The sequence below is a fragment of the Pseudomonas sp. NUPR-002 genome (genome assembly GCF_056322725.1).
This window is the reverse complement of sequence record NZ_CM150476.1, coordinates 766,696-790,720: the sequence shown is the minus strand read 5'-3', so window position 1 is coordinate 790,720 and position 24,025 is coordinate 766,696. Positions and strand designations below refer to the sequence as shown.

At 60.6% G+C, this 24,025-nt stretch carries 23 protein-coding genes; 11 read left to right on the top strand and 12 right to left on the bottom strand.

The window, feature by feature from the left end; genetic code table 11:
* Positions 1 to 80 precede the first annotated feature (80 nt).
* Positions 81 to 1,091, bottom strand: coding sequence for a zinc-dependent alcohol dehydrogenase family protein (locus tag ACVWSC_RS03720; RefSeq protein WP_442112101.1), 1,011 nt, complete (start codon positions 1,089 to 1,091; stop codon positions 81 to 83).
* A 141-nt stretch (positions 1,092 to 1,232) separates the two neighbouring features.
* Here ACVWSC_RS03720 and ACVWSC_RS03715 point away from each other — a divergent pair, with 141 nt between their 5' ends.
* From ACVWSC_RS03715 to ACVWSC_RS03705, 3 genes are all read left to right on the top strand, one after another.
* Positions 1,233 to 1,733, top strand: coding sequence for a sigma-70 family RNA polymerase sigma factor (locus tag ACVWSC_RS03715; RefSeq protein ID WP_442112100.1), 501 nt, complete (start codon positions 1,233 to 1,235; stop codon positions 1,731 to 1,733).
* Positions 1,734 to 2,678: a FecR domain-containing protein gene (locus ACVWSC_RS03710; RefSeq protein ID WP_442112099.1), complete on the top strand. Its 945-nt coding sequence runs from the start codon at positions 1,734 to 1,736 to the stop codon at positions 2,676 to 2,678.
* Between the two features lie 104 nt (positions 2,679 to 2,782).
* Positions 2,783 to 5,245, top strand: coding sequence for a TonB-dependent siderophore receptor (locus tag ACVWSC_RS03705; RefSeq protein WP_442112098.1), 2,463 nt, complete (start codon positions 2,783 to 2,785; stop codon positions 5,243 to 5,245).
* A gap of 94 nt (positions 5,246 to 5,339) precedes the next feature.
* Here ACVWSC_RS03705 and ACVWSC_RS03700 read toward each other — a convergent pair whose 3' ends face one another.
* The 4 genes from ACVWSC_RS03700 to ACVWSC_RS03685 all read right to left on the bottom strand — a co-directional run bounded on the left by ACVWSC_RS03700 (position 5,340) and on the right by ACVWSC_RS03685 (position 9,759).
* Complete coding sequence (locus ACVWSC_RS03700; RefSeq protein ID WP_442112097.1) at positions 5,340 to 5,933, bottom strand: HAD family hydrolase; 594 nt, start codon at positions 5,931 to 5,933, stop codon at positions 5,340 to 5,342.
* On the bottom strand, positions 5,930 to 6,799 hold the full coding sequence (gene tesB / locus ACVWSC_RS03695) for an acyl-CoA thioesterase II (RefSeq protein ID WP_442112096.1): 870 nt from the start codon (positions 6,797 to 6,799) through the stop codon (positions 5,930 to 5,932). The genes ACVWSC_RS03700 and tesB overlap by 4 nt, the downstream gene beginning before the upstream one ends.
* 77 nt (positions 6,800 to 6,876) lie before the next feature.
* A complete protein-coding gene (locus ACVWSC_RS03690) occupies positions 6,877 to 7,446 on the bottom strand; it encodes a GNAT family N-acetyltransferase (protein WP_442112095.1) in 570 nt (189 codons plus the stop codon).
* Positions 7,447 to 7,575: 129 nt separating this feature from the next.
* Complete coding sequence (locus ACVWSC_RS03685; RefSeq protein ID WP_442112094.1) at positions 7,576 to 9,759, bottom strand: TonB-dependent receptor; 2,184 nt, start codon at positions 9,757 to 9,759, stop codon at positions 7,576 to 7,578.
* Between the two features lie 386 nt (positions 9,760 to 10,145).
* Between ACVWSC_RS03685 and pmrG the strand changes: the two genes are divergently transcribed.
* Positions 10,146 to 10,832 (top strand): lipopolysaccharide core heptose(II)-phosphate phosphatase PmrG, encoded by a 687-nt coding sequence (gene pmrG / locus ACVWSC_RS03680; protein ID WP_442112093.1) that lies wholly within the window; start codon positions 10,146 to 10,148, stop codon positions 10,830 to 10,832.
* A gap of 2 nt (positions 10,833 to 10,834) precedes the next feature.
* Complete coding sequence (locus ACVWSC_RS03675; protein ID WP_442112092.1) at positions 10,835 to 11,683, top strand: phosphatase PAP2 family protein; 849 nt, start codon at positions 10,835 to 10,837, stop codon at positions 11,681 to 11,683.
* On the opposite strand, the gene ACVWSC_RS03670 is transcribed toward ACVWSC_RS03675, so the two are convergent.
* Positions 11,649 to 12,074 (bottom strand): EamA family transporter, encoded by a 426-nt coding sequence (locus ACVWSC_RS03670; protein WP_442112091.1) that lies wholly within the window; start codon positions 12,072 to 12,074, stop codon positions 11,649 to 11,651. The two genes, ACVWSC_RS03675 and ACVWSC_RS03670, sit on opposite strands and share 35 nt — an antisense overlap.
* Before the next feature lie 97 nt (positions 12,075 to 12,171).
* On the opposite strand from ACVWSC_RS03670, the gene ACVWSC_RS03665 reads away from it, so the two are divergent.
* Both ACVWSC_RS03665 and ACVWSC_RS03660 read left to right on the top strand, forming a co-directional pair.
* Positions 12,172 to 13,086: a histone deacetylase family protein gene (locus ACVWSC_RS03665; protein ID WP_442114251.1), complete on the top strand. Its 915-nt coding sequence runs from the start codon at positions 12,172 to 12,174 to the stop codon at positions 13,084 to 13,086.
* 148 nt (positions 13,087 to 13,234) lie between these two features.
* Entirely contained in the window at positions 13,235 to 14,473 is a 1,239-nt protein-coding gene (locus ACVWSC_RS03660; protein ID WP_442112090.1) for a TIGR03862 family flavoprotein, read from the top strand.
* A 74-nt stretch (positions 14,474 to 14,547) separates the two neighbouring features.
* Here ACVWSC_RS03660 and ACVWSC_RS03655 read toward each other — a convergent pair whose 3' ends face one another.
* Both ACVWSC_RS03655 and yedA read right to left on the bottom strand, forming a co-directional pair.
* Positions 14,548 to 15,876, bottom strand: coding sequence for an RNA helicase RhlE1 (locus ACVWSC_RS03655; RefSeq protein ID WP_442112089.1), 1,329 nt, complete (start codon positions 15,874 to 15,876; stop codon positions 14,548 to 14,550).
* 75 nt (positions 15,877 to 15,951) lie between these two features.
* Complete coding sequence (yedA, locus tag ACVWSC_RS03650; protein ID WP_442112088.1) at positions 15,952 to 16,884, bottom strand: drug/metabolite exporter YedA; 933 nt, start codon at positions 16,882 to 16,884, stop codon at positions 15,952 to 15,954.
* A gap of 152 nt (positions 16,885 to 17,036) precedes the next feature.
* Here yedA and ACVWSC_RS03645 point away from each other — a divergent pair, with 152 nt between their 5' ends.
* The gene (locus ACVWSC_RS03645; RefSeq protein ID WP_442112087.1) at positions 17,037 to 17,495 is read left to right on the top strand and encodes an Lrp/AsnC family transcriptional regulator; all 459 of its coding nucleotides are present in this window, start codon (positions 17,037 to 17,039) and stop codon (positions 17,493 to 17,495) included.
* Here the strand turns inward: ACVWSC_RS03645 and ACVWSC_RS03640 are convergent.
* The 3 genes from ACVWSC_RS03640 to ACVWSC_RS03630 form a co-directional block, all read right to left on the bottom strand.
* Positions 17,492 to 18,094, bottom strand: a complete 603-nt coding sequence (locus ACVWSC_RS03640; protein ID WP_442112086.1) for a 3'-5' exonuclease — start codon at positions 18,092 to 18,094, stop codon at positions 17,492 to 17,494. The two genes, ACVWSC_RS03645 and ACVWSC_RS03640, sit on opposite strands and share 4 nt — an antisense overlap.
* Before the next feature lie 19 nt (positions 18,095 to 18,113).
* Positions 18,114 to 18,593 carry a LabA-like NYN domain-containing protein gene (locus ACVWSC_RS03635; protein ID WP_442112085.1) on the bottom strand — a complete coding sequence of 160 codons (480 nt, stop codon included), beginning with the start codon at positions 18,591 to 18,593 and terminating at the stop codon, positions 18,114 to 18,116.
* Between the two features lie 101 nt (positions 18,594 to 18,694).
* Positions 18,695 to 19,438: a DUF2076 domain-containing protein gene (locus ACVWSC_RS03630; RefSeq protein WP_442112084.1), complete on the bottom strand. Its 744-nt coding sequence runs from the start codon at positions 19,436 to 19,438 to the stop codon at positions 18,695 to 18,697.
* 154 nt (positions 19,439 to 19,592) lie between these two features.
* Here ACVWSC_RS03630 and ACVWSC_RS03625 point away from each other — a divergent pair, with 154 nt between their 5' ends.
* On the top strand, positions 19,593 to 20,261 hold the full coding sequence (locus ACVWSC_RS03625) for a YciC family protein (protein ID WP_442112083.1): 669 nt from the start codon (positions 19,593 to 19,595) through the stop codon (positions 20,259 to 20,261).
* A 116-nt stretch (positions 20,262 to 20,377) separates the two neighbouring features.
* On the top strand, positions 20,378 to 20,881 hold the full coding sequence (locus tag ACVWSC_RS03620) for a hypothetical protein (protein WP_442112082.1): 504 nt from the start codon (positions 20,378 to 20,380) through the stop codon (positions 20,879 to 20,881).
* A gap of 67 nt (positions 20,882 to 20,948) precedes the next feature.
* Here ACVWSC_RS03620 and hrpB read toward each other — a convergent pair whose 3' ends face one another.
* Positions 20,949 to 23,483, bottom strand: a complete 2,535-nt coding sequence (gene hrpB / locus ACVWSC_RS03615) for an ATP-dependent helicase HrpB (protein WP_442112081.1) — start codon at positions 23,481 to 23,483, stop codon at positions 20,949 to 20,951.
* A gap of 118 nt (positions 23,484 to 23,601) precedes the next feature.
* Between hrpB and ACVWSC_RS03610 the strand changes: the two genes are divergently transcribed.
* Entirely contained in the window at positions 23,602 to 24,021 is a 420-nt protein-coding gene (locus tag ACVWSC_RS03610) for a polyribonucleotide nucleotidyltransferase (RefSeq protein ID WP_442112080.1), read from the top strand.
* The last annotated feature ends 4 nt before the right edge of the window (positions 24,022 to 24,025 follow it).

Sequence of the window (24,025 nt, the reverse complement as noted above, 5' to 3'; positions counted from 1 at the left end):
AGCAGAGAGTTAGCGAAGGTGAGTGCTATCGTGCAGAGGTCAAGCCCGACCAAGGTCGGGCTGCCTCAGAGGGGCTGCGGTCAGAATTCCAGACAGATCTTGCCGAAATGCTGGTTGCTTTCCTGGTAGCGGAACGCGTCGGCGATCTGCTCCAGGGCGAAGGTTTTATCGATCACCGGGCGCAAGCCGTTGGCATCGATTGCCCGCACCATCGCCTGCTGCTGCGCACGGCTACCAACCAACACACCTTGCAGGCGGATCTGGCGCACCAGTGCCTGAACCAGCGGCAACTGGCCGGCAACACCGGTGAGAATACCGATCAACGAAATGTGCCCACCGATGCGGGCAGCGATCATCGATTGCTCCAGGGTCGCCGGGCCACCCACTTCAATGACGTGGTCAACCCCACGATTGCCGGTTAGCTGACGCACAGTCTCACCCCAGGCCGGCGTCTTGCGGTAGTTGATCAGGTGATCGGCGCCCATGGCCTTGAGGCGTTCGAGTTTCTCATCACTGGAGGACGTGGCGATCACCGTAGCGCCGGCCAGCTTGGCAAACTGCAGGGCGAAAATCGAAACGCCACCGGTGCCTTGCACCAGCACGGTGTCACCGGGTTTGAGTGAGTCGTCGGCCATCAAGGCCCGCCAGGCGGTGAGCCCGGCGGTGGTCAGCGTTGCGGCCTCGGCATGGCTGAAGCCCTTGGGGGCATGGGTGAACGAGGTGGCGCGTGCAGTCACCTGCTCACGGGCATAACCATCGATGCCGTCACCTGGCACCGTGGCAAAACCTTCCACCTGGGCCTGACCATCGAGCCAGTCAGGGAAGAAGGTGCTGACCACCGCATCGCCCACCGCGAACTCGCTGACGCCCTCGCCGACCGCCGTCACCACACCCGCACCGTCAGCCATCGGGATGCGCGACTCACTCGGCCCCCACATGCCACTGACCACGGCGAAGTCGTGATAGTTGAGCGAGTTGGCGTGCAGACGCACGGTGATTTCACCTGCCTTGGGTGCCGGTGCCTCGGACGTGCCGACCTGCACCTTGTCATAACCGCCGCCCGCCAGAACGTAAATAGCCTTGCTGGTCATGCGAACCTCCTGTGTGGATTCGGTAAGTAGCTGAGCAGTTTTGGCTCGCACTGAAGGCTGGTCAAGCGCCAGCACTTGCGAAATATCCTGTTAAACCTCAATAATGCGACTAATTATCAATTACCACGCTAGTTGCCGTTTATGCCCGCTCCCGATCACGCTGCTCTGCATACGCTCTACAGCGAACACAATGGTTGGCTCAAAAGCTGGTTACGCGCCCGCCTGGGCAACGCCAGCGATGCCGCAGACCTGGCGCAGGACACCTTCATCCGGGTGCTGAATGCACGCAATGCCCAGACGATTCGCGAGCCACGCAGCTATCTGGGCGCCATCGCCAATGCATTGATGATCGATAAATTCCGCCGTAAAGCGCTGGAGCAAGCCTATCTGACCGAACTGGCCAACCGCCCGGAACGCCTGGCCGACTCACCGGAAAAGCGCTTGCTGATCCTCGAAACCCTGGTGGCGGTCGACACCTTGCTCGATGGCCTGGGCGAGCGTACCCGGCAGATCTTCCTGGCGGTGCAGCTGGAAGGCTTGAACTACGTCGCCACTGCCGAGCGCTTGGGCGTTTCGGTGACCACGGTGAAGAAACACCTGATTCGTGCCATGACCCACTGCCTGCTGCTGACGGACGACTGAATGGCGCACTCGCTGGATTACCGCACCCTGGAAGCGGCCGCCACCTGGTATGTGCAACTCAATGGCGCACAGCCCACTGACGCCCAGCTTCAGGCCTGGCAGGCGTGGCTGGGCAAAAGCCCGGCCCATGCCCAAGCCTGGGCCCGGGTGGAGAAACTGCAGCGCCAGTTCGGCAACCTGCCCGCCGACGTCGCCCTGCCGACCCTGGCGGGTGTGCGTGCGCGCCGTCGTGCGGTGCTCAAGACCCTTGCCTTGTTGATGGCCGTCGGCGCCAGCGGCTGGGCGGTACGTGAAAGCAGCCCGGCTCAAGCCTTGATGGCCGAACTGCGCACCGGCAAAGGCCAACGGCGCGAAGTCACACTCAGCGATGGCAGCCAACTGGTACTCAACACTGACAGCGCAGTGGACATTCACTTTGACGGCCATCAGCGCCAGTTGCAGCTGCACCGGGGCGAAATCATGGTGCAAACCGCCAGCGATCCCGCCGCCCGCCCGTTTGAAGTACAGACTGCCGAAGGCCGGGTTCGCGCACTGGGTACGCAATTCAGCGTGCGCAGTGATGAGGGCCTGAGCCGGGTCAGCGTTCTGCAACATGCGGTAGAAATCCGCCCTGCGCAAAACGCGCTGGTGCTGCGCTTGGACGCCGGGCAGTCCGTCAGTTTTGACCCGCAGCGGATCGCGGCCCCTCATCGTGCCGCCCCCGGCACCGGTGCCTGGACGCAAGGCATGCTCACCGTGATCGAGTGGCGCCTGGCCGATTTTGTCAGTGAGCTGCGCCGTTATCGTCCCGGGGTGCTGCGTTGCGCCGAGAGCATTGCCGACTTGCGTTTGTCTGGCGCCTTTCGCATCGATGACAGCGACACCCTGCTGGAGAACCTCAGCGCCTCTCTTCCGGTCAAGGTCAACTACCTGACCCGCTACTGGGTCAGCATCGAACCGGCCTGAAAATTTTCAATAAATGGGTTGCCGATTTTCATTCTCATTCGGCTACGCAGGTAAAGCAGCACATCTAGCTGCACTTCTGCCCAGCCAATCGAAGGAAAACCTGCATGACCCGCTCTTGCCCCCGCCCCCTGGTTCGCGCCGTTCACCTGGCATTGTTCGGCCTGACCCTGGCGCCACTGCCAATGTTGGCGATGCTGCCGACTCACGCCATGGCACAAAGCGCCAGCAAGAGTTTCCAGATTGCACCGGGTGCACTGGGCACTAATCTGAGTCTGTTTGCAACGCGCGCCAACATCACCTTGTCGTTCGATGCCCGTCAGACTCAGGGCAAGCAATCGGTCGGTTTGCAGGGCAACTACTCAGTGGAAGAAGGCCTGGCGCGTCTGCTTCAGGGCAGCGGGCTGCAGGCGCAACGTCAGAGCAACGGCGGTTATGTGTTGGTCGAGGCTGACAACAGCGGCGCCCTGGAGCTTGGCGCAACCAGCATCAACGGCCAACTGCTCGGCGAAACCACAGAAAACACCGGTTCCTACACCACTGCAGCGTCACGCACTGCAACCAAGTTGCCACTGTCGATTCGGGAAACGCCGCAATCAATCACCGTGGTCACCCGGCAATTGATGGACGACCAGGGCGCGCAGAGCATCTCCGACGTGCTGCGCGACACCCCCGGCGTATCAGCACAGACCTACGACAGCGACCGCACCGAATTCTCCAGCCGTGGCCTGGTGATCACCAACTACCAGTACGACGGGGTCAACACCATTTATGACGGGGTCTATGGCGAAGGTACTGCCCACGTCGACATGGCGATCTATGATCGCGTTGAAGTGCTCAAGGGCGCGACCGGCCTGATGACCGGCTCCGGTGACCCTTCTGCAACGGTCAACCTGATCCGCAAGAAGCCCACCGCCCAGTTCCAGGCCTCGTTGAGCGGCAGTGCTGGCAGCTGGGACAACTACCGTGGTGAAGCCGACGTCTCCGGCCCGCTCAACAGCAGCGGTACCCTGCGCGGGCGCTTTGTCAGCGCGCAGCAGGACAAAAAGGGCTACCAGGATCATTACCAGCAGAAGAAAGAGGTGTACTACGGCATTCTCGAAGCCGATATCACCCCCGACACCTTGCTCACGGTTGGCATCGACCAGCAGAACACCACCCCGCGTGGTACCTCCTGGACCGGCAACCCGGTGTATTTCACCGACGGCGGTCGCACGGATTTTTCCCGTTCATTCAACCCGGGGGCCGACTGGAGCCGTCGCGATTTCCAGAACCGCACCTACTTCGCCTCGCTTGAACAAGCCCTGGCCAACGACTGGTCACTGAAGTTCAGCGTCAACCAATTGCAAAGCGACCACGACACCCGTTTGGCCTCCGCCAGTGGCGGCAGCCCGGACCGCGACGGCAACGGTATGTTTTTCTACTGGGGGCGTTGGGAAGGTCATCGGGTGCAGAACACTGCCGACCTGAACCTCTCTGGCCCGTTCAGCCTGTTTGGCCGTCAGCATGACCTGGTCGTCGGCTACAGCACCGCGCACTCCCGCCAGACAGGCAGCACCTGGGACACCAGCGAGTTTGGTCTGGTGCCCGGCAGCATCTTCGACTGGGACGGCCACATCGGCGTGCCGGACTTCCCGAAGAACGGCAAATACGAGCAGAAGAAAAGCCAGAACGGTGCCTACATCGCCACCCGCCTGCGCCCCACCGACGAGCTCTCGGTGATTCTCGGCACCCGGGTCAGCACCTTCAAGTACCACGATAACTACGACTACGACGGCCTGAACCCGAACTTCCAGGACAACTCGGCCAGCTACAAAGAGCATGGTGTCGTGACGCCTTACGCCGGTGTGGTCTATGACCTAAACGACACCTATTCGGTGTACACCAGCTACACCTCGATCTACCAGCCACAAAGCAACAAGGACAGCAACGGCGTCACCCTCGACCCGGTTGAAGGCGACAGCTACGAAGCCGGTCTGAAAGCGGCTTACTTCGACGGCAAGCTCAATGCCAGCCTGGCGGTGTTCCGCATTGAGCAAGATAACGTCGCCGAATCGATCGGCACCAACCCGATCACCAACGAAGGCATCTACAAAGCCACCAGCGGCGCCACCACCAAGGGCGTGGAGCTGGAAATCGCCGGTGAACTGCAAGAAGGCTGGAACCTGTCGGCCGGCTACACCTATGCCCGCACGCGGGATGCCGACGAGCAACGCATGTACGGTTTCCCGATGAGTACCAGCAAACCGGAGCACCTGGTGCGTGTGTTCACCACCTACCGCCTACCTGGGATGCTGGACAAGGTTACCGTCGGTGGTGGTGTTAACTGGCAGAGTGCGTTCTACGGCAAGATCTACAGCGGTGCGGTGAACGACTACACCTACATCAAACAAGGCGGCTACACCTTGGTCGACCTGATGAGCCGTTATCAGTACGACGAGCACCTGAGCTTCACCGTTAACGCCAACAACGTATTCGACAAGCGCTACCTGAGCGGCTTGGGCAACTTCGACACCACTTACTACGGCGAGCCGCGCAACCTGATGCTGACCACACGTTGGGATTTCTAAAGTCTGACCTGTAGGAGCGGGCTTGCCCCGCGATAGCGGTGTGTCAGGTTTACCGCAATCGCGGGGCAAGCCCGCTCCTACCCCGCGATTGCTTTTAGCCCTGCAGTAACGCCTGCAATGCCCGGCAATCGGCCGCATGCCAGTCGGTCAGCTCCGGCCAGGGGTTGTCTGGCAGGTTGACGAGGATGGTGCGGGCCCCCGCCGCGCGACCGCAATCCAGGTCAAAGCGATAGTCGCCCACCATGACCATCTCGGCAGGCGCCACCCCCCATTCATCAGCCAGTTTCAACAAGCCACCGGGATGCGGCTTGGGCGGCGCTTCGTCACGCCCCAGTACATACTGCTCGGCAAAGCAGTCCGCCAGGCCAATGGCCTCCAGCGTCACGTGCGCCAGTTCGCGGGCATTGCGGGTCAGGATGCCCAACTGGCAACCGCGCCCGACCAGCGTTCGCACCAGCTCCACCGCACCCACCGCAGCCTGCGAGCCGATCGCCAGGTCACGTTCGTGCTCCAGCAACCAGGCATGCTTGGCCGCAGCTTCAGCCGCAGGCAACGCCGCCAAATGGGTGAGGATGTCATCTGCCGGCGGAATCTCCAGCGCCTCGCGAATGGCGGCAAAGTCATGCACCGCCACGGTCAGGGTGCCGTCCATGTCGAACACCCAGTGACGGATCGCGCTAAGGCTCATGCCCAATCCTTGCGATGACGAATCAGCCCTTCCTGACAGGACGATGCCACCAGTTGCCCGGCCTGATTGAAGATGTTGCCCCGGGAGAAACCACGGGCATTGCCGGCCCACGGGCTGTCCATGGCGTACAGCAGCCACTCGTCAGCCCGCAGGTTGCCGTGGAACCACAGCGCATGGTCGAGGCTGGCAATCTGCATGTCCTTCTGCCACACCGACTTGCTGTGCGGCAGCAGCGAGGTGGTCAGCAGGCCAAAGTCCGAGGCGTAGGCGAGCATGTATTTGTGCAGCGCAGGTACGTCCGGCAGGGTGCCATCGGCACGGAACCAGATGTACTTCACCGGCTCATCCGGTTGCGGATTGAACGGATCTTCAGCGGTCACCGGGCGCATCTCGATCGGCTTGGCGCAGAGCATCTTGTCGCGGATGCTTTCTGGCAGACGGTCAGCCATGCGTTGGAACAACTCGACTTCCGAAGGCAGGTTTTCCGGGCCCACCACGGCGGGCATCTGGGTCTGGTGTTGAAAACCCTCCTCGTCGTACTGGAACGAGGCGCTGCAGGTAAAGATCGGCTGGCCCTTCTGGATCGCCGTCACCCGCCGGGTACTGAAGCTGCCGCCATCACGAACGCGGTCAACCGAATAGACCACCGGCATCGAGGCGTCGCCCGGGCGCAGGAAGTAGCCGTGCAAGGAATGCACATGACGTGCTTCTTCGACTGTCTGGCTGGCGGCCGACAGCGACTGGCCCAGCACCTGGCCACCGTACAGCTGACGAAAGCCGAGGTCCTGGCTGCGTCCGCGGAACAGGTTTTCCTCAATGGCTTCCAGACTCAACAAATCGACCAGATCGTCCAACACGTGGCTCATTCAAGATTCTCCAAAGCAATGCGCAACTGCAACGAATGATACAGGGTTTGTCATAGCTCACCTGTATGCCGTGCAATTCAGCCACGCAGGGTCTGCTGCCACTGTTCGCGGTTGATGCGGTACAACACATGAGCGCGCAACGGGTGATCGGCGGGCAGTTTCGGATGCAGGAAGCTTGCGTCCACATCCTGCTGCATACCAATAGCCTGCATGACTTTCTGCGAAGGCAAGTTACTTTCAGTGGTAAACGACACCACCTGCTCCAGGCCCAACTGGGCAAAAGCGCAGCGCAGGCTGGTCCACGCCGCTTCGCTGGCAAAACCCAGCCCCCAATGACGCCGTGCCAGGCGCCAGCCAATTTCCACTGCGGGCGTGAAGTCGGCATCGAAGTTGACGTTGAGAAGCCCGGTCATGCCGATGAACGCGCCAGAGTCTTTGCGTTCCAACGCCCACAAACCAAAACCGTATTCGTTGAAATGGCCACGGATGCGGCCGATCAGGGCCGCGCTTTCAAGGCGCGTCAACGGGGCGGGAAAATAGCGCATGACCTGGGGGTCGGCACACATGGCTGCGAACTCGCTGAGGTCGTCGTCCTGCCATTGGCGCAGCACCAGACGTGCACTTTCCAATTCAAGTATCGGGGTCATTGCCAGCTCCTGAGCACATCACCTGCAGTTTACAGCGTAGGCAAGCACAAGAAAGCTGGCTATCAGACACTATTCATAGACAAAGCCTCGGCAGCGTTGGCTGTCGAGGCTCTGGAGGGGCGGGGTCGATCAGAACTTGAAGTTTGCCGTCAGCTCGGCAGAGCGACCTGGTGCAACGGTGGCAAACAGCCCGACATGGGACGCATCGTAGATGGTTTCGTCGGTCAGGTTGAGCACGTTGAGTTGCAGGTCGAGGTTCTTGTTGACCTTGTAGCCAACCATCGCATCGTAGCGCCAGTAGTCATCGATGGTGACGGTGTTGGCGTCGTTCATGTAGCGCTCATCCATGTAGTTGGCGCCAGCGCCGACCGTCCAGCGATCGGTGAGGTCGTAGGAGCTCCACAGGCTGAAGCTGTTGGGCGCGATGAACTTGGACTGGTTGCCGTCGTTGCTGCCGTCACCACCCGATTTGACCACCTCGGCATCGAGGTAGGTGTAACCGGCCCAGACCGCCCAGACGTCGGTAATACGGCCAGTGGCGCCCAGTTCGACACCGGTGACTTTCTGGTCGCCATCGAGCGCCACCAGGCCGGTGGTTGGGTCGGTCACCCGCGCGTTGGTCTTCTCGGTGCGGAAGATCGCGGCGGTCAACGACAACTGCTCGTTGAACACATCCCACTTGGTACCCAGTTCTACGCTGCGCGCTTTTTCCGGATCAAGGTTGGCTTTGTTGCCATTGAGGTTACCGGCACCGGCACCATCGGCACCGCCCGACTGGGTGTTCTCACCCGACGGGTTGGAAGAGGTGCCGTAAGCCAGGTAAATGCTGCCGTTAGGCAGTGGCTTGAAGACCACGCCGAGCTGATAGTTCCACAGCTCGCTGGACGACTCGGCGCCGCCAGGAACTCGGTCCTTCACTTCATAGTCGTCGTAACGGATGCCCAGGTTCAGGTCCCACTGTTCATGCAAGCCCAGGGTGTCAAAGGCATACAGCGATTTGACTTCAGTCTGGTTCTTGCTGCTGACTTCGCCTGTACCCGGTCGCAGCGTCCAACCGCCATCGTGAGGGTTGGGATTCTCCAAGTCTGCGGGGCGACCGTTATTACCGGCATGCTTGTTTTTGTCGGTAATGGTCTCGCGGCTAACTTCCACACCTGTGGCATAGGTGTGCTTGATGTTACCGGTGTGGAAACTGCCAAACAGGTCGGTCTGGTTGATCACCGAAGTGTTAACCACATTGCGCTGGCGGAAACCGCGGCCAACCTGCCCGTTCTGTTCCTGCGCGACGTTGGCAAACACCGGCCGGCTCATCACGTAGTTCTGCATACTACGACCACCGCGCAAGGTGTTGCGCAACTTCAGTTCATCACTAAAGTCATGCTCGACCATCAACGTAGCCAGATCAGCAGAGGTTTTCTGGAAATCACGATCGACCAAACCGTAGAAGTTGTCACGGTCAACATCGGCTGGCTTATTGGTAATCAGGGAAATCGGGTGGCCCTGATCCGGAATGTCATCGGTTTCATAGTGATAGTAGCTGGCCGTCACGCGGGTCGGCCCTTGCAGCCCCCAGGTGATGGTTGGGGCGATACCCCAGCGCTTGACCTCGACATCATCACGGCCTGGTGTATCGGCCTCGTGCTTCATCGCGTTCAGGCGGAAGGCAATGTCCTGGTCGGGCAGGTACTGGTTGATATCAATGGTCTCGCGCCACAGCTGGTCAGTACCCATGGTGATACTGCCGCCGATGGAGTCTTCCATCTTCGCCGACTTGCTCACCAGGTTGATGGTGCCACCAGTCGACCCCCGGCCGCTGTAGGCAGAGCCCGGGCCTTTGACGATCTCGACCGATTCGACGTTGAACGCTTCATGGGACATCCGGCCGAGGTCACGCACGCCGTCGATCTGCAGGTCGGTACTGGATTCGAAGCCACGAATGAACGGGCGATCGCCCAGCGGTGTGCCACCCTCGCCAGCGCCCAGGGTGATACCTGGGGTGGTACGCAACACATCAGTCAGCGACTTGAAACTACGCTCTTTGATCAACGCTTCATTAATGATGGTGATCGACTTAGGGGTTTCAAGCAGCGGCGCGGTGAACTTCGGCGATGACATTTCATCGACTTTAAATGTTTCGTGATGTTTACCGGTGATCGCAGTTGCATCCAGTTCCAATGCTGTTCCCGGCTTGCTAGCGGACGTATTGGAAGTGTCCGCAATACTTGCCGAAGACCAGGAAGCCACCGCCAGACCCAGCGCAGTGTAGAGATGACCTGATTCTGAACGACGTGTTGTTTCAGCCTTATATGCCATTAGTAATGTCACCATCAGAAAATGATGCGCAATACTATTTACGAGCAATTATCAGATGAAGTGTATTTACATAATTTACGCGGAGTAACATATTATTTCGCAGCGCACATTAAGTTACATATATTCAGTTACATATATCTAGTTACAAGTTAACTTGTGCACTATTCATCAATACAAGCCATCGCTCTGACAGCGCATACCAAGCTGCGTTCAATTGTTCTTCGCAGACAGCCCACGGTAGGGCCCGCTCGCGGTTATGCCGGGCAGACTTTTTTCACATCCACTTCACCTGCTCTCCACGTGCAGCCGCCTAAAGTGCTGCCACGCTCGTAGCCCCCGCCTCTGTCATGGGTGCTCGATTCGATTCCGCGTTATGGAGTAGCAGCATGTTGCCGAGCGCAACCAAGAACCCTGTCCTGTCCCCAGCCAAGCGACGACGTTTGCTCTCGTTCAAAACGATGTTGCTTGGCCTGTGCGTCGTGTTCGCATTAGCCATCCTCACCACTTGGGCTTCAACGAGAACTCAAATTGTGGACTTGGGCAGTGACAATCAAATGCACAACAGTGGTGTGTACCGTGAGTGGTCCAAAGGCGCAGTAATCGTGCTGATCCGTCACGCCGAGCGCTGTGATCGGTCGAACGACGCCTGTCTCAACGACCCGAGCGGGATCACGGTGGCCGGAAGCGAAGCGGCGAAAGGCGTTGGCAACGGCTTGCAGCAACTGGGCATGCAAGGCACCGAGGTGCTGAGCAGCCCCGAGGTGAGGACCCGCCAGACCGCACACTTTATCTTCGGCAAAGCCATCAGCAGCGAAGACTGGGTGAAAGCGTGCGACAAGGACTTCGCCGACACCGCCCTGGCGCACAAATCGCCGCAGCACAATCTGGTGCTGGTGACCCACAGCGGTTGTATCGACCATATGGAGCGCCAACTGAAGGTGCCCGGTGGCTTGCGCTCAAGCGACTATGCCAGTGCGCTGTTTATCTCTGTCGCCGCTAACGGCAAACCGAGAATTCTCGGCCAGATGAACGCCAACGAATGGCAAAAACTGCTGGTCAGCACAAGGACATAAGCATGCAAGCCGGCACACGCAAAGCCTACTACCTGCTCAATCTTGGCGTTCCACTGGTACTGGCCATGGTTGTGTTCATGCTCTTTGACCTCACCCATCTGGACAGGATGATCAGCAACCTGCTGCTCGATCCTGCCACCGGCCAGTTTCCTCTGTTGCATAACCAATGGTTTGAAAAAGTTACCCACAAGTGGCCGCGGATCCTGCCGAACTGGACCGGTGAAGCCGCCATCATCGGCGCATTGCTGTCTTGCCTTTGGCCACTGCTGGCCAAGCGCCCGACGCTGGCCAACAACCTGTTCCTGGAAAAGTCGCGCATCGCCCCACTGCTGCGCTTCACCACTCGGTATCGGCGCGACTTTTTTTTCGTAGTAGTGGCCTTTGCCCTGAGTACCACGGTAATTCACTACCTGAAAAGCCACACCAGTGTGTACTGCCCGGTCGAAACCACGCTCTACGGCGGTGAGCACTTGCGTGTCGAGTGGTTCGAGAACTTCAGTTGGTTCAACAAGGCAGGGGACGGTCGTTGCTGGCCGGGCGGCCATGCTTCCAACGGCTTTACCCTGTTGGCCTTGTACTTTGTGGCCAGACGCCATCGCTGGCAGCACGCCCGCAAGCTGCTGGTTGCCATCCTGTTGATTGGCTTGATCTACGGCACCACGCGGGTACTGCAGGGCTGGCACTATATGTCTCATACCTTCTGGGCCGGCATCTTCGTGTGGCTGTCCAGTTGGCTCAGCGCACTGCTGTTCTATGGTCGCAAAGCGCTGCAAGCACCAGCGCTGCGCCGGTCACAGGCAACACGAACAACAGCGCTCAGCGCCATGCCAGCATCACTACGCCCAGAGTAACCAGGCTGATGCCCGCCCACTGACGCAGGTCGAGTTTTTCACCCAGCAAGGTCACTCCCAACACGGCAACCAGCACCACACTGAGTTTATCCACAGGGGCCACCTGTGACGCCTGGCCTAATTGCAACGCACGGAAGTAGCAAATCCAGGACGCACCGGTGGCCAACCCGGAGAGCACCAGAAACAGGTAGCTGCGTGGCGAAATCGAACTCAACGACTGGTATTGGCCGGTGGCGTAAAGAATCAGCGCCAGGCTGATCAACACCACCACCGTGCGTAACAAAGTGGCGAAATCGGAGTTGATACCGCTGATGCCGACCTTGGCGAAAATCGCGGTGAGTGCGGCAAATACCGCCGAAAGAAGCGCCCAGAACGTCCAGGAAGCGAGCATGGTTGTGCCTTAGGTAAAAAAGTCGTGCCTCTTACAAAGTAGCGTAACGGTGAGCGCAACTGGCAAGATCGAGATCTATCTTGTTCAAGTACCTGCCATGCCGCTGCCGCTGATTTACCACGACGACTACAGCCCGGAATTTCCTGCCGAGCACCGCTTTCCGATGGACAAGTTCCGCCTGTTGCGCGACCACCTGGTCGACAGCGGCCTGACCACCGACCAGGCGCTGCTGCGCCCACAGATCTGCCCGAACGATATTCTCGCCCTGGCGCATGATCGCGGGTACATCGAACGCTACATGAATGGCGAGTTGTCCCGCGAAGACCAGCGCCGCCTCGGTCTGCCCTGGAGCGAAGCATTGGCGCGGCGCACCGTCAGGGCGGTGGGCGGCTCCTTGCTAGCGGCCGAGCAAGCCTTGCAGCACGGCATCGCCTGTCACCTGGCGGGCGGCACCCACCACGCCCACTACGACCACCCGGCCGGTTTCTGCATCTTCAATGACCTGGCAATCATCAGCCACTACCTGCTCGAAGCCGGGCGGGTTCACAAGGTATTGATCTTCGACTGCGACGTGCACCAGGGCGATGGTACCGCGCGGATTCTCCAGAACACCCCGGATGCGATTACCGTGTCGTTGCATTGCGAGCAGAATTTCCCGGCGCGCAAGGCCCACAGCGACTGGGACATTCCCTTGCCCCGGGGCATGGGCGATCAGGCCTACCTGAAGGTGGTGGAAGACGCCCTCAACTACCTGTTACCGCTGTACCGCCCGGATCTGGTGCTGTACGACGCCGGCGTGGATGTGCACAAAGACGACGCCCTCGGCTACCTGCAATTGACTGACGAGGGCGTCGCGGCACGTGATGAATTGGTACTGCGTCAGTGCCTGGGCAGGGATATTCCGGTGGTTGGCGTCATCGGCGGTGGTTACAGCAAAGACCGCCAGGCCCTGGCACGCCGCCACGGTATTCTTCATCACAGCGCCAGCCGGGTACTGGGTTACTCACAATGACTGTGGAGCCGCCTGTGGATAACCTGCGTGAAAGCCACTGCAGCCCTTTATTGGCCTGGGCTTGAAGCAACTGCTCATTTTTTGTTCAGTGTTTCCGCTGGCCTTGCTGAGGTAGAATGCCGGCTCTTTTTCCAGCCTGCAGCCGACCATGACCGACACCCGCTCCACCCGCCGCCCACACGTTGCAATTATCGGAGGCGGCCCGGCCGGGCTGATGGCCGCCGAAGTGCTCGGCCAGGCCGGGGTTGCGGTAGACCTGTATGACGCCATGCCTTCGGTGGGACGCAAGTTCCTCCTGGCCGGGGTCGGCGGCATGAACATCACCCACTCCGAAGCCTACCCTGCGTTCATCTCGCGGTATGCCGAGCGCAGCGGTGAAATCGCCAGGTTGCTGGAACACTTCGACGCCGATGCCTTGCGGCAGTGGATTCACGGGCTGGGCATTGAAACCTTTGTCGGCAGCTCTGGCCGCGTGTTTCCCCGCGACATGAAAGCCGCCCCGCTGCTGCGCGCCTGGCTCAAGCGCCTGCGCGAAATCGGCGTAGTTATCCACACCCGGCACCGTTGGCTTGGCTGGAACAATGACGGCAGCTTGCGGCTGGCTTATCCACAGGGTGAACTGACCCTCACGCCTGACGCCACGCTGTTGGCCCTGGGTGGCGGCAGTTGGGCACGACTGGGCTCTGATGCGGCGTGGTTGCCCTGGCTTGTGGATAAAGGCGTACAGGTCGCGCCCTTGCAAGCGGCCAACAGCGGCTTCGAAGTTCACGCCTGGAGTGACCTGCTCAAGAGCAAATTCGCCGGTGCCCCACTGAAAAACATCGCCCTGAGCCTTGCTGGGCAAACCCCGCGCCTGGGTGAATGCATCGTCACCGCACAGGGGCTTGAAGGCAGCCTGGTGTATGCCTGGTCGGCGCAGATCCGCGAAGCGATCAACCGCGCGGGCAGCGCCACGGTGCTGCTCGATCTGCTGCCTAACCGTTCTGTGGATAACATTCACAAGGCCCTGAGCAAGCCTCGCGGCTCACGCTCGATGGCCAAACACCTGCACAGCCAGCTGGGCCTGGATGGGGTCAAAGCTGCGTTACTGCGCGAACAAACCGATGCCCAGACCTTCGCCGACCCGGCCTTGCTGGCCCAGGCGATCAAGGCCCTGCCGATTGTGCTGGTGCGCCCGCGCCCGCTGGATGAAGCGATCAGCAGCGCAGGTGGCGTTACGTTTGAAGCGATGGATGAACACTTGATGCTCAAGGCGCTGCCGGGAGTGTTCTGCGCCGGGGAGATGCTGGACTGGGAAGCGCCTACCGGTGGCTACCTGCTCACAGCGTGTTTTGCCAGTGGGCGCCAGGCGGGGTTTGGTGTGCTGAACTGGATTGCGGGCCTGTAGGAGCGGGCTTGCCCCGCGATCGCGGTGTGTCAGGCAAACCGCGATCGCGGGGCAAGCCCGCTCCTACAGCTACTTCAAGGCTTACGCTTGCGCGGCCCGGTATTGAAGGTCGGCACTTTGCGCACCGGCTTGGCCACTGGCGCCGTCGCCGTCTCTGCGCTGTCCATCCAGCGCCCCAGGCTGCGCTTGCTGCTGCTTTCCTTGGGCTTCTTCGGTTTCTTCGGCTTCTTCAGCACCTGCCCACTGGCATCAGTCATCGGCACTTTGTGATCCGGAATAAAGTCCGGCTCTTCATGGCGCGGCAAGGTTTTGCGCGTCAGCATCTCAATGGCTGAAAGCAGCTGCACTTCATCAGCGCACACCAGCGAGATCGCCTCACCGGTATTCCCCGCACGCCCAGTACGGCCGATACGGTGGATGTAATCTTCAGCCACAATCGGCAAATCGAAGTTGACCACCAATGGCAGGTCGTCGATATCCAACCCCCGCGCAGCAACGTCGGTGGCGACCAGGATCTGGATCTCACGCGCTTTGAAACTGTCCAGCGCACGCTGGCGGGTTGCCTGGGGCTTGTCACCATGAATGCCGTCGGCGTTCACGCCCTGGCCACGCAGGCGCTCGACCAGTTGATCAACACCGTTACGCGTCTTGGCAAACACCAGCACCTGCTTCCAGCGTTGTTTGCGCAGCAGGTGGCTGAACAACTCCGGCTTGCGCTTCTTGTCCACCGGCACAATCCACTGTTTGACCGTGCTGGCAGTCACGTTGCGCGGGCTGACTTCGATGCTCAGCGGATCGTTCAGGGTTTGCCCGGCCAGCAGGCGAATCTCGTCGGAAAAGGTTGCCGAGAACAGTAAGGTCTGGCGTCGCGCTGGCAACGCGGCATACACCGCGCGCAGCTCTTCGGCAAAGCCCAGGTCGAGCATGCGGTCAGCTTCATCGAGTACCAAGGCCTGCAACTGATTGAACTTCACCGCGTTCTGGCGGAACAGGTCCAGCAGACGCCCCGGCGTGGCCACCAGCAGGTCGATGCCTTTACGCAGTTTCATCATCTGCGGGTTGATGCTGACGCCGCCGTACACCGCATAGGTGCTCAACGGCAGGTGTTCGGCGTACTCGCGGATGTTGCTGTGTACTTGTTCCGCCAGTTCGCGGGTCGGTACCAGCACCAGGGCACGCACCGAGTTGCTGGCAACCTTGGCGCCTTCCAGGGTCAGGCGTTGCAACAGTGGCAGGGCGAAGCCTGCGGTTTTGCCGGTACCGGTCTGGGCTGCGGCCATCAGGTCACGCCCTGCCAGCACGGCAGGAATGGCCTGGGCCTGGACCGGCGTCGGGGTGTTGTAGTCCAGGCGCTCAAGCGCGCGCAGCAAGGGTTCAATCAGGCCGAGTTTGGCGAATGTCATAGCAGTACCGTCAGGGGAGTTCAGCAATGCCGGCAGTTTACCTTGTTCAGCCTGCTGCTTCCTGACAAACCGCTGCTACTTGCACAGCTCGCCCTCTACTGGCGCTTGCGGCTTGCTGGCGACAGTGGCTGGCTTGCGCCACTGCGGCAAACCGATCAACACCACCGCACCGATGATCACCGCCATCGCCACGCATTCCTCAAAGCCAATCTGCTCGCCGGCAAACAGAATGCCCAGCAACACCGCCACGGCCGGGTTGACGTAGGCGTAGCTGGTAGCCGCCGCCGGGCGCACATGCTTGAGCAGGTACATGTAGGCGCTGAACGCCAGGATCGAGCCAAAGAACACCAGGTAGGCCAACGCGCCCCAGCCCGCCGCCGTGGGCATTTGGGTCATGCGTTCACCGCTGAGTGCGCTGCCTATCAACAAGGCAGCGCCACCGACCAGCATCTCGGCGGCACTGGCCATCGGGCCCTGAGGCAGCGGCAGGCTTTTGCTCCACACCGAGCCGAACGCCCAGGACGCTGCCGCAAACAGGATGAGTGCCGCGCCCATAGGGCTGGCCTGCAGGTTCGAGCCCAGGTTAAGCATGGCAATACCGATCAGCCCAAGGAGGATCCCAGCCCACTCCAGGCGGGTGTTGCGATGCCCCCAGAACAGGCCGAACAACAGGGTGAACAAGGGCACGGTCGCGACGGCCAACGCAGCCACTCCGGAGGCCACGCCAGCATGCTCGGCAAGCGTCACGCCACCATTGCCACAGCTGAGCAACAGCACACCGATAATGCCAGCGGCACGCCACTGCGGCCAGGTCGGTGCGGGCACGCCGCGCCAGCGCAGAAAGCCATACAGCAGCGTACCGGCAATCACAAAGCGCACACCCGCCATCAGCAGCGGCGGCCAGGACTCGACACCAATACGAATGACCAGGTAAGTCGAGCCCCACACCAAATACAACGCAAGGAAGGCGCCGATCAAAACCAAGGGGAAACGACGAGGGGCAGGCATGGGGGGCTCGAATTTTGTTGGTCGGGGGGTTAGTTTAGAAAGCCATACGCGCAAACATAAGTTACAAAACCTGTTTAAAAGAGCCGTACACTTTTGAAAGAACGGTTCTTAAGGCTATACACCTTCGAATAACAAGTCGCCTCAGGAAACCCATGGACAAGTACGATCGAATGCTCCTCAGCGCCTTGCTGGAAAACGGCCGCGCCTCCTTTGCAGAGCTCGCGCGCAAGGTCAATCTGTCGGCTCCGGCCGTTGCTGAGCGGGTTGCCAAACTTGAGGCCAGCGGTGTCATTACCGGCTACAAGGCCAACGTTGACCTGGAAAAGATCGGCCTGCCCATCCGGTGTGTGATTGAACTGCGTCTGGCTAGCCATGGTAATCAGCAGGCATACGAAGCCCTTACGCAAATCCCACAACTGACCGAGTGCCATCGGGTGACCGGTGATCCCTGCGTGATCATGCAAGCGGCGGTGGGCTCGATGCCGGAACTGGAGGCGCTGATCAACCGCGTTGCGCAGTTCGGCTTCAGTAAAACCTCGATCATTCTCTCCAGCGCGGTGGAGCGCCGCGTGCCGTTGAGCCACCTGGAGCACAACGGCAAGAAGGCCTAGCGGTAGCTCTTCAGCGCCTCGGCAATCTTCGCTGCAGGCACCTTTTGCAGGCTGCAGAACACGTTGTGAGACACGGCACTGACGCCCTGTTCACGCAACTGCCCGGCCAGGTGCTGGGCCAGGTTGGCAGCCATTTCGGCATCGGCCATCGCCCGGTGAGCGGTACCGGTATCAGGCAGGCCAGCCCAGCGCGTCAAGGTGCCGAGTTTGTGATTGGGCGCCGCCGGCATCAGGCGCCGGGCCAACAGCATCGAACAGGCAAAGCGCTGGCTGCGGCTGCGGCCGATCTGCGCCAGTTCGTAGTCCCAGAACTTCTGGTCGAACGAGGCGTTGTGCGCCAGCATCGGGGTATCGCCAACGAACTCGGCGACTTCATTCATTACCTGCTCAACGGGTGGTGCACTGCGCAGCATGGCGGTGGTGATACCGGTCAAGCTGGCCACGAAAGAAGGTACGGGCAAACCGGCATTCATCAAACTCTGGTAGCGCTCGACAATACGCCCCCGCTCAAGCATCACCACCGCCACTTCGGTGGCACGGCAGTTGGCACCCGGCGAGATACCGGTGGTTTCAAAGTCGATAACAGCAATACGTTCCAAACCTGAACCTCAGAAAAACTTAGTGGCGCAGCAACAACGCGCCCTCAATGGGCACATAACGACTGGCGGCGCGAATCAGCGAGTTGGCGGTCAAGCCCGGTACACCGTAGGCCACCGCTTCGATGCCGTGACGGCTGATGACCCGCTCCAGCAACAGATCGAAATCGCCGTCGCCAGAAGCCAGTACCACCTCATCGACCCTGGCCGCTGCATCGATTACATCCAGGGTGATGCCGACATCCCAGTCACCTTTGGCCGAGCCATCGCTGCGCTGGATGTAAGGCTTGAGTTTGACGGTAAATCCGAGGTTACGCAGGATCTGCTGAAACTGCTGCTGTTTGCTGTCGCCGCGATCGATGGCGTAGGCGACCGCTTCGACAATCTGCCCACGCTGGCTGATCTCGGCCCACAACGCGGCATAGTTGAAATGACAACCATAGGCCTGGCGCACGGTGTAGTAGAGGTTCTGCACATCGGCGAACACCGCGATCTTCTTCACCGTTCTTCCTCATGGCGCCGTGGCGCGGTTGCCGGCCACCGCACACCGGGGCCATTTTGGCGCCCAGTATGCCAGCCTGGAGGCGGTGCGGGTATGCGTACTCAGACGAAGCTGTCGTCGCCGTCGAAGAATCCGCCGCCGTCGCTGCCGTAGTCAGTGTCCATAAAACCGCCCTGATCGTTGCCGTAGTCGCTGTTGTCGGCAGTCAGGCGTTGCTCATCATTGCTGCCCCAGCCGCCGCTGTCGCTGGCAGGTGCGGGCTCTTCCTTGATCACCTCGACCACTTCTTCAGGTTGTGAGTGATGGTTGAACAGGCTGCTGATGCCCTGCGCCAGCATCACCCCGCCCGCGACGCCAGCTGCCGTTTGCAAGGCGCCGCCAAGGAAGCTGCTGGCACCACTGCGCGCCGGGGCCTGCGCAGGTGCGGCATTGAAACCTTGCTGCGCGGCGGCCGCGCTCGGGTTGAAGCCGCGTGCCGGCTCACGCCAGCCGCCAGCGCCAGGTGTACTGGCCGGTGCTTGCGCCTGAGCCGGTTGAGGGTCACGGGTACCACTGCCGAAGATATTGGAAAGAAACCCCCCGCTGCTATTCGAGGTGGTAGCTGCCACCTGCGCCTTGGCCTGTTTGAGTTCGGCCTGCAGTTGCTTGTTCTGCTCATCCAGCCGCTTGAGCGCAGCCTCCTGAACCAGAATCGCCTGCGCCATGTAGTAAGGCGCCGCCGGTTGTTGCTGCAGGTGCTCGGTAATCCGTGCCTGGGCCTGTGCATCACGCGGAGCAGCCGGATCCTCGGCTTGCCTGAGCCGGCCAAACAGGCCATCGATCAGGGTTTGTTCTTCACTGTTCATGGGCAACCTCACACTAGAGCCGGGGAATTCAGGCCTACCGAAAATGGGGTTTCAGCGGCGCAGATTCAACACAAGGCGCAATGAAACTTTCTTCAGATTAAGGGCTGGCTGGGCTAAAGTTACGCCCTGCTTTTTTTCAAAATGATATCGACCGATGAATCCGCTCAGTATTCTGCGTGACTCCCTGTATTTTTTCCGCCGCCACCTGCTGAGCATTATCCAGCTGTGCTTGCCACTGGTGGTGCTCGAAGCACTCTGCAACCAATGGCTGTATCAGCAAGTGGGTAAAGAGGCCTCACAGGCCTATGGCATGTTGGCCAGCCTGGTGTTCTACCCACTCTACAGCGCGGCCCTGATTCTCTATCTCGACACCCGCAGCAACGGCTATACACCGCTCAAGCGCAACCTGCTGGCCATGGCCCTGCGTCTGTGGCCATCGTTCGCCCTGATGATCATGCTCAGTTCGCTGTTGATCATTGCTGGCGCCGCGCTGTTCATCCTCCCGGGGATCTGGGTAATGATCAACCTGACATTTGCCGAGTACCTGCTGGTGCTACGCGGCCTGAAGCCACTGGCGGCCATGCAGGCAAGCTTCCAGATGACCACCGGCAATTTCTGGCGAATCCTGACCTGCGTACTTGGCGTCCTCGCCCCGCTGTGGCTGATCGACGGCTTGAGCCAGATGCTGGTACCGGAGCCAACACCGCTGATGGAACTGGCCCTCGACAGTGGCAATGGCTTCCTGCAGTTGTTCAGCACCGTGGTGATGTTCCGGCTGTTCATGCTGATCAGCGAGACGGCTGAAAAGCGGCCTGAAGCCTGAGCTGATCCGGAAACCTTTCGGTCTCCCATCTGCGCATTTACCGGACACACAATGCGCGCACTGCAGCTGACTGCTGCTGTGCGCACATCCGGAAAATACACAGAGAAGGACATCACATGACCGACACTCAGGACGCCCCCCTGCACGCCGAAGAACTCTCGACGTTTCTGGGCAGAATCTACATGCTGAAAGCGGGCCGTGAAATCCCGCTGCGGCTCAGCCAATCCAGTGACAAATTCAATTGGGGCTTTACGCCTGAAGATGACTGGCTGCAGGCAGGCGGAACGCAAAAACCGCCCCTGTTCGAGTTCGTCTTCCATTCACAAACTGAAAACCGCCTGCACTTCAATATTTCCGGCACGGGTCGTAAAGCCACGAAGAAACTCGGGGCCAGCCGCAACGGCTATCTGGGGCTATATGAAGTGTCAGAGGTCACAGACTACTGGAAGCTTGAGCCACTGAACTGGACTGAAAAAGGTCTGGTTTGCCGTTGGCGCGATCACCTGGGCAATCTTGTCAGGGCGATCCCAGACACCCCTCATTTCGATCAGGGCACCTTCTACCTATTGAACGTCACCGAGGGTGACGTTCATGAGTTTCTGGTCAAGCGTGTCGACTGATAAAACCGTTAAAGGCGCTGACGTTGGCTGAGGTTAACGTCAGCGCACTAGCACTCAGCAACGCTCACTAGCGACCCGCACCACGCGGTTTAGCCCGCGCCGTCGCTTCTGCCACCAACGGATCGTCCGGCCAATAGTGCTTTGGATAACGCCCCTTCAAATCCTTCTTCACTTCGGCGTAGGTGGTGCGCCAGAAGTTGGCCAAGTCCTGCGTCACCTGCACCGGACGGCGCGCCGGGGACAACAGGTGCAGTAACACCACCTGACGGCCCTGGGCGATGCGTGGCGTGTCGGCCAGGCCGAACAGTTCCTGCAGGCGCACTGCCAGCACCGGTGGCTGCTCACTGTAGTCCAGGCGGATGTTCGATCCCGAAGGTACGCTCAAGTGCACCGGTGCCCATTCGTCCAGGCGTTGCGGCAACGGCCAGGGCAACAGATTGCGCAAGATCGACGACAAGTCGAGCTGAGCGAAATGACTCAGGCGGGTGACCTTGCCCAGGTAAGACTGAAGCCAGTCTGGCAAGCTTGCCAGCAGTGCCGTGTCACTCAGGTCCGGCCATTCGCTGCTCGTACCGGACTGAAGGTCCAATTGGCGCAACAGCGCCACCCGTGCCTGCCATTGGCGTAGCTCAGGCGTCCAGGACAACAGCTCCAGGCCCTTGCGTCTGACCAGTTCCAGCAGCGCCTTGGCGCGCGCATCCTCATCCAGCCCGGTCAAGGGTTCACGGCTGAGCACCAGCTCGCCAACCTTGCGTTGACGTTCGGCGCGCAGGACGTTTTCGCGTTCATCCCAGTCGAGGAGATCGACATCATTGACCTGTTCGGCCAATACACCGTCGAACAAAACAGGGTCGAATTCGGCGGCCAGGTAGATACGCTCCTCGCGCTGTCCCTGACGGCTGCCCAGGTCAGCAACCACCAGCCACGGGCACTTCATCAGCGCATCCGCCTCAGCAAACATTGCCGCCCGGCCATTGGCCAGACGGTATTCGGCGCCCCCGGCACGGCGTTGCTGGGCCACCCGGTCGGGATAGGCCAGCGCCAACAACGCGCCCAACCAGCGGGCGTGCTGCGGGTCGGCAACGGCTGAACGCGCTTTGCCCCGCAAGTAACCTCGGTACTGTCGGGCCAGTTGCCGGGCGCGTTGCACCCCACCCTGTCCGCCTTTGCTCGCGCGGGTTTCACCGCTGAGCAAGGCAAGGCGGCTGTGCAGATCAGCACCGCCGCCACGCAGAATGTCGCGTTCACCCAACAGCGCAGCCACATCGCAGGCCATCTCCGCCAGGCCCAGATCCTGCCCGCGCAACAACAGATGGGCGATACGCGGATGCGCCGGCAGCTCGGCCATGGCCTGACCGTGCTCGGTCAGCGCGTCCTGAGCGCCAGCCTTGAATGCGCCCAAACGGCGCAACAGATCCAGCGCCTGTGCATACGCGGCGGCGGGCGGTTGATCCAGCCAACACAACTGCTCCGGGGTAACGCCCCAGCGCGCCAGTTGCAAGGCCAGGCCGGCGAGGTCGGCCTGAAGAATTTCGGCACTGCCGTAGGCGGCCATCTGTTCGTGCTGGGTCTCGGACCACAGTCGGTAACACACCCCCGGTTCAAGCCGCCCGGCGCGACCGGCACGCTGAGTGGCACTGGCGCGCGAAATGCGTTGGGTATCGAGGCGGGTCATGCCGCTGCCTGGATCGAAACGCGGTACACGCGCCAGCCCGGCATCAATCACCACCCGCACGCCATCAATGGTCAGGCTGGTCTCGGCAATGTTGGTTGCCAGCACCACCTTGCGCTTGCCCGGTGGCGCGGCATCGATAGCGGCGCGCTGGGCGTTGAGCTCAAGCACACCGTGCAACGGGCACAGCAGAAAGTCCTGACGCTCGCCCAGCGCGTCTTGCAGTGACTGATGCACCCGACGAATTTCGGCTTGGCCTGGGAGAAACACCAGCACACTACCCGACTCATCGGCAATCGCCTGCAAGACCGTGTCGACCACCCGCGGCTCGATGAATTCGCCCGGTTGAAACGGCCGCCCCCAGCGCACATCGACCGGGTACATGCGCCCTTCACTGCTGATCACCGGCGCCTCACCGAGCAAACTCGACAGGCGTTCACCCTCAAGCGTTGCCGACATCAACAGGATTTTGAGCGGCGGCTCATCACGCAGCAGTTCGCGGCCATTGAGACTCAGGGCAAGGGCAAGGTCGGCATCGAGGCTGCGCTCGTGGAACTCGTCGAAAATCAGCAGGCCAACGCCCTCCAGCGCCGGATCGGCCTGCAGACGGCGGGTGAGGATGCCTTCGGTGACCACTTCGATCCGGGTATTGGGACCAACTTTGCTGTCCAGACGTATCCGGTAACCGACCGTTTGCCCGACCGCCTCGCCCAACTCACTGGCCAGCCGCTCGGCTGCTGCACGCGCGGCCAGGCGGCGTGGTTCCAGCATAAGAATGCTCTGCCCCTGCAGCCACGGCTCATCGAGCAAGGCCAGGGGGACGCGGGTTGTTTTGCCGGCGCCGGGTGGCGCTTCCAGCACCGCCTCATGGCGCTGGTTCAGCGCTTCACGCAAGGCTGGCAGTACGGCATCGATCGGTAACGAAATCATGGTGGCCCTCAAACAATGCGCCGAGTATAACGGCGAACCGAGCCTGCCCTATCATGGTCTTAGCTGTAGCTACCGGCTCTTTGCCTGTATCGTTGTGGCCTTCATTCCGGAGATATCCATGCGTATTCCTTCTCGCGTCATTGGCGGCGTTCTGATCACCACTCTGCTGACCCAGCTATCGGCCTGCGGCACGATTTTCTACCCTGACCGACGCGGTCAGATCGAAGGCAAGATCGACCCTGTGGTTGCCGCGATGGACGCCATCGGCATCCTGTTCTACGTACTTCCCGGCCTGATCGCCTTCGGTGTCGACTTCGCCACCGGTGCTATTTACCTGCCCGGTGGCCGCTCGGCCCAGGTCGCCCCGGAAAAGCTCAACCAAGCCATTACCGCAGACGGCAAGGTCGACAACAGTAAACTGCAGGCTATCCTCGAAAGCGAACTGGGCCAGAGCCTGCCGTTGAACGACCCGCGCCTGATCCAGCACAAAGGCAGTGTCGAGCAACTGGCGATGTATGGTCTGAAGCCCGCCGCATGAGTAG